Origin of the sequence: Streptomyces sindenensis (assembly GCF_014649035.1) — a bacterium.
Lineage (GTDB): Bacteria > Actinomycetota > Actinomycetes > Streptomycetales > Streptomycetaceae > Streptomyces > Streptomyces sindenensis.
In genome coordinates, this window is sequence record NZ_BMSG01000070.1 from 1 (window position 1) to 4,527 (window position 4,527).

Annotated in this window: 1 protein-coding gene and 2 pseudogenes; all 3 read left to right on the forward strand. The window is 68.3% G+C overall.

Annotated features, from left to right (window positions below):
• Positions 1-56: 56 nt before the first annotated feature.
• Positions 57-2,153 (forward strand): annotated as a pseudogene (gene adhE / locus IE145_RS33005) (bifunctional acetaldehyde-CoA/alcohol dehydrogenase); the annotation flags it as partial.
• A 405-nt stretch (positions 2,154-2,558) separates the two neighbouring features.
• Positions 2,559-3,552: pseudogene (locus IE145_RS33010) on the forward strand (serine hydrolase domain-containing protein).
• A gap of 146 nt (positions 3,553-3,698) precedes the next feature.
• On the forward strand, positions 3,699-4,454 hold the full coding sequence (locus IE145_RS33015) for a DUF5131 family protein (protein ID WP_189529101.1): 756 nt from the start codon (positions 3,699-3,701) through the stop codon (positions 4,452-4,454).
• Positions 4,455-4,527 lie beyond the last annotated feature (73 nt).

Here is a 4,527-nt window from a genome sequence, read left to right on the forward strand (position 1 = left end):
CATGACGTCAATCGCCAAAGCTGTCCTCACACTGGAGCGGCAACGCTGAAGAAGCTCAGTGGATCGAGGCCCCGTCCGTCGAGGCGACCACCATGCTGATGCGGCACCCCGGAGTCTCCCTGATCCTCGCCACCGGCGGCAACGCCATGGTCAAGGCCGCCTACTCGGCCGGCAAGCCCGCACTCGGCGTCGGCGCCGGGAACGTCCCCGCCTACGTCCACCGCAGCGCCAAGCTGCGCAGGGCCGTCAACGACCTGGTGCTGTCCAAGTCCTTCGACAACGGCATGATCTGCGCCTCCGAACAGGCCGTCATCCTGGACGCGGCGATCCACGACGCGGCGCTCGCCGAGTTCCGCACCCTGCACGCCCATCTGGCCACCCCGCAGGAGAAGGCGAAGCTGGAGACGTTCCTGTTCCCCGCCACCGGCGGTTCGGGGGCCGGCTGCGAGCCCAAGGTCAACGCCGCCGCCGTCGGACAGAGCCCCGCGTGGATAGCCGAGCGGGCCGGGTTCTCGGTGCCGGAGAACACCTCGGTCATCCTCGTCGAGGCCGAACGCGTCGGTCCCGACGAGCCGTTGACCCGCGAGAAGCTCTGCCCGGTCCTCGCCGTGCTGCGCGCCGAGGACGAACGTCATGGCTTCGGCCTGGCCGCCGACATGGTCGCCTTCCACGGCCAGGGCCACAGCGCCGTCATCCACACCGAGGACGCGGCTGTGGCCGAGGCGTACGGCATGCGGATGAAGACCGCGCGGATCATCGTCAACTCCCCCTCCTCCCAGGGCGCGATCGGCGGCATCTACAACGGATTGCTGCCGTCACTCACCTTGGGCTGCGGCTCCTGGGGCAGCACCTCGGTCTCCAACAACGTCTCCGCCGCCCAACTGCTGAACGTCAAGCGGGTCTCCGCCCGCCGCAACAACCTCCAGTGGTTCAAGGTCCCACCGAAGATCTACTTCGAACCGCAGGCCATCCGCTACCTGACCTCCATGCCCGACGTCCACCGCGTCACCGTCGTCACCGACGCCACCATGACCCGCCTCGGCTTCGTCGACCGGATCAGCCGCGTCCTGCAGCAGCGCCGGGAACCGGTCACCCTTCAGATCATCGACAACGTCCAGCCCGAACCCAGCATCGATTCGGTCCAGCACGGCGCCGACCTCATGCGGGACTTCCGCCCCGACACGATCATCGCGCTCGGCGGTGGTTCCCCCATGGACGCGGCCAAGGTCATGTGGCTGCTGTACGAGCAGCCCGGCATCGACTTCGCGGACATGCGGCAGAAATTCTCCGACATCCGCAAGCGAGCCTTCCGCTTCCCCGCCCTGGGCAAACTGGCCCGTCTGGTCTGCGTGCCCACCACCTCCGGCACCGGTGCCGAGGTCACCCCCTTCGCCGTCATCTCCGACCCCGCCACCGGCAAGAAGTACCCCCTGGCCGACTACGCGCTCACGCCCAGCGTGGCCGTCATCGACCCCCTGCTCACCACGGCCCTGCCCCCTGCCCTCGCTGCCGACAGCGGCTTCGACGCCCTCACGCACGCCATCGAGGCGTACGCGTCCGTCTACGCCAACGACTTCACCGACGGCCTGGCGCTGCACGCCATCCGCCTGGTCTTCGACCACCTGGAGGCAGCGGTCACCGACCGCGAGGGCGCCCCGGAGGCCCGGGAGAAGATGCACAACGCCGGCACCATCGCCGGCATGGCCTTCGGGAACGCCTTTCTCGGCATCGTCCACGCCATGTCCCACACGCTCGGCGCGACCTTTCACATCGCGCACGGGCGCACCAACGCCGTGCTGCTTCCCCACGTCATCCGCTACAACGGCACCATCCCGACGAAGCTGACCGGCTGGCCCAAGTACGAGGACTACCGCGCTCCCGAACGCTTCCAGGACATCGCCCGCGCCCTGGGGCTGCCCGCCACAACCCCGGCCGAGGGGGTGGAGTCCCTCGCCGCGGCCGTCGAGCGCCTGCGCGACGCCGTCGGCATCGAGCCGACGTTCAAGGCGCTGGGGATCGACGAACGGACCTTCCTGGACGCGCTTCCGCAGCAGGCCGTCAACGCCTACGAGGACCAGTGCGCACCGGCCAACCCCCGCATGCCGATGCTGGACGACATGCGGGAGCTGATGCGCACGGCCTACTACGGCTGAACACGGGGCGGCCACCGCCGCGCGGGAGCTCCAGCCAAGGTCCTCCCCTGACAGCCCTGGCAGAGGACCGTTCGCAGGCCCGATCACCGCCCGAAGTGCTTCGCGGCCCGGGCCGGGACCCGGGGGAACCGCTCCCGGCCCACCGTCGGATTCGACGCGCCGAGCCCGGGCCGGAGCGGCAAGAGGCTCGGGGCCCCGTGCGTCTCAGCTCGTGATGGGGCCTGTCCAGTCCGCAGGGACGTGGCCGAGGCGGACCCGCTGCGGGTGGTCGCCGACAGGGATGGAGGCGGTGACGAGCGGGCCCGCCTGACGCAACGTCTACGCGGCGATCGTGAGCAGGGTTTGCGTACGCTCCCAGGCCCCGAGGACGGCCTTGTGCGCGTCCGGCTGCAGGGGGGCGTAGCGCTGGGTGGTCCGGTCTCTTCCGGAACATCTGATCCGCACGGTCCGGCTGGCCCCGCATCGAGCGTCACCAGCCCTCGGCGTCACATCGTCACTCGCAGCCTCAACCCGGCCCGCCCCGACGAGCCGATGCGGCTCGCCACCGTCTTCGACATCGCCAGCCTCACAAAGATCGTCGCTGTGTGGGCCGTCATCGGCACCCTCGTCGACGAGGGCAAGCTCCAGCTCCACACCCCGCTCGGCACCTTCCGGCCTGAGGGCACCGGCCACCCACGAGCTCCTGACCCACACCGTCGGCCTGGCCCTGCACGCCAACCTCAAGAACCTGTACGGCACCGACCCCCCAGGACATCCGCGACGGCGTCCTCCACGAGACCCTCCATCGCGCCCCCAGTGAGGCAGTCGAGTACACCGACCGAGCCGCCCTGATCCTCGGCTACCTGGCCGAGTACCTCTCCGACCGACCTCTCGACGACCTGGCCGCAAGCCGGATCTGGGCTCCCCTCGGCATGACTGAGACCCGCTTCGGCCCCCTGCCCGCTGATATGACCGCCCGCTGCGCCCCCACCGAACTCGACGAGGCAACCGGCATCCACCTCAAGGGCACCGCTCACGACTTCTCAGCCCGCCTTCTCGGCGGCACCTGCGGCATCGCCGGCACCTTTACCACCCTCACCGACCTGAGCCGCTTCCTCCAGCACATGCTCGCCCCGACACGGCCGCCCTCGGCCCAACCTGGATCGCCGGCTCCCTCCGCATCCGCACCGACGAACTCACTCCTGGCCGGGGCCTCTTCTGGCACCCCGCTCCCGGAACCAAGCTGCGCGAGGACGTCTGGGTCCACTACGGCTTCACCGGCACCGGCATGTGGATCAGCCCCAAGCAGCAGCGCTGGGCCGTCCTCCTCACCAGTAAGCTCTCCTTCACCCGCGAACGCGAAGCCCTCACCGGGCTTCGCAACTCCTTCTGCAGGGCTGCATTTTCGGACAGTCACTGAGGTTGAACCACTATGCGAGGCGCCCGCCGTACGTGAATGATGGGCGCGTCGCGTGCCAGTTCGGTGCGCCGCTCGTTATGCAAGTCATCGAAGCGCCCGTTGCGCACGTGAGGTGCCGCTCGCCGCTTCACCCAAGGAGTGCAGGCATGAGTGATCGAAGCTCCATTGAGTGGACCGAGGCCACCTGGAACCCGACGACAGGGTGTGACCGAGTTACGCCGGGGTGCGACAACTGCTACGCGCTGACGCTATCTCGCCGGTTGAAGTTAATGGGCGCCCCGAAGTATCAGAATGACGGCGATCCCCGAACGTCTGGACCGGGCTTCGGGCTGACCATCCACCCCGACGCCCTCAAGATTCCCCGGCAGTGGAGGGCGCCACGCATGGTATTCGTGAACTCGATGAGCGACCTCTTCCATGCCCGGGTGCCGCTGGACTTCGTGCGGGAGGTCTTCGAGGTGATCGCCTCGACTCCCCAGCACACGTACCAGATGCTGACCAAGCGGAGTCTCCGCCTGCGCCGGGTCGCAGATCAGCTGGACTGGCCCTCCAACCTATGGATGGGTGTGTCCGTCGAGAACGGAGATCAGCTCAATCGCGTAGACGACCTGCGGGCGGTGCCGGCGGCCGTCCGGTTCCTGTCGTGCGAGCCTCTTCTGGGGTCGCTCACTGGGTTGAATCTCGATGGCATCGGGTGGGTGATCGCTGGAGGAGAGTCTGGACCGGGCCATCGTCCAGTTGAGGAGGATTGGTTGATCGACATCCGCGACCTGTGCAGTGCAGCCGGAGTCCCCTTCTTCTTCAAGCAGTGGGGCGGCCGCACCCCTAAGGCAGGCGGTCGCGAACTCGAGGGTCAGGTCTGGAGCGAAATGCCGGAGCGGGTTCCGCTCCTGGCTTCCTGACAGCCGACTATTAGACGGTGTCTCACGTGGCGAGCTTCGCGAGTCGCTTGTAGCAGGTGAGGGCTGCGGCGAG

Bases quoted from the DNA above. Each gene is read 5' to 3' on its own strand.
- IE145_RS33015 (WP_189529101.1), top strand. From the start codon at position 3,699: ATGAGTGATCGAAGCTCCATTGAGTGGACCGAGGCCACCTGGAACCCG.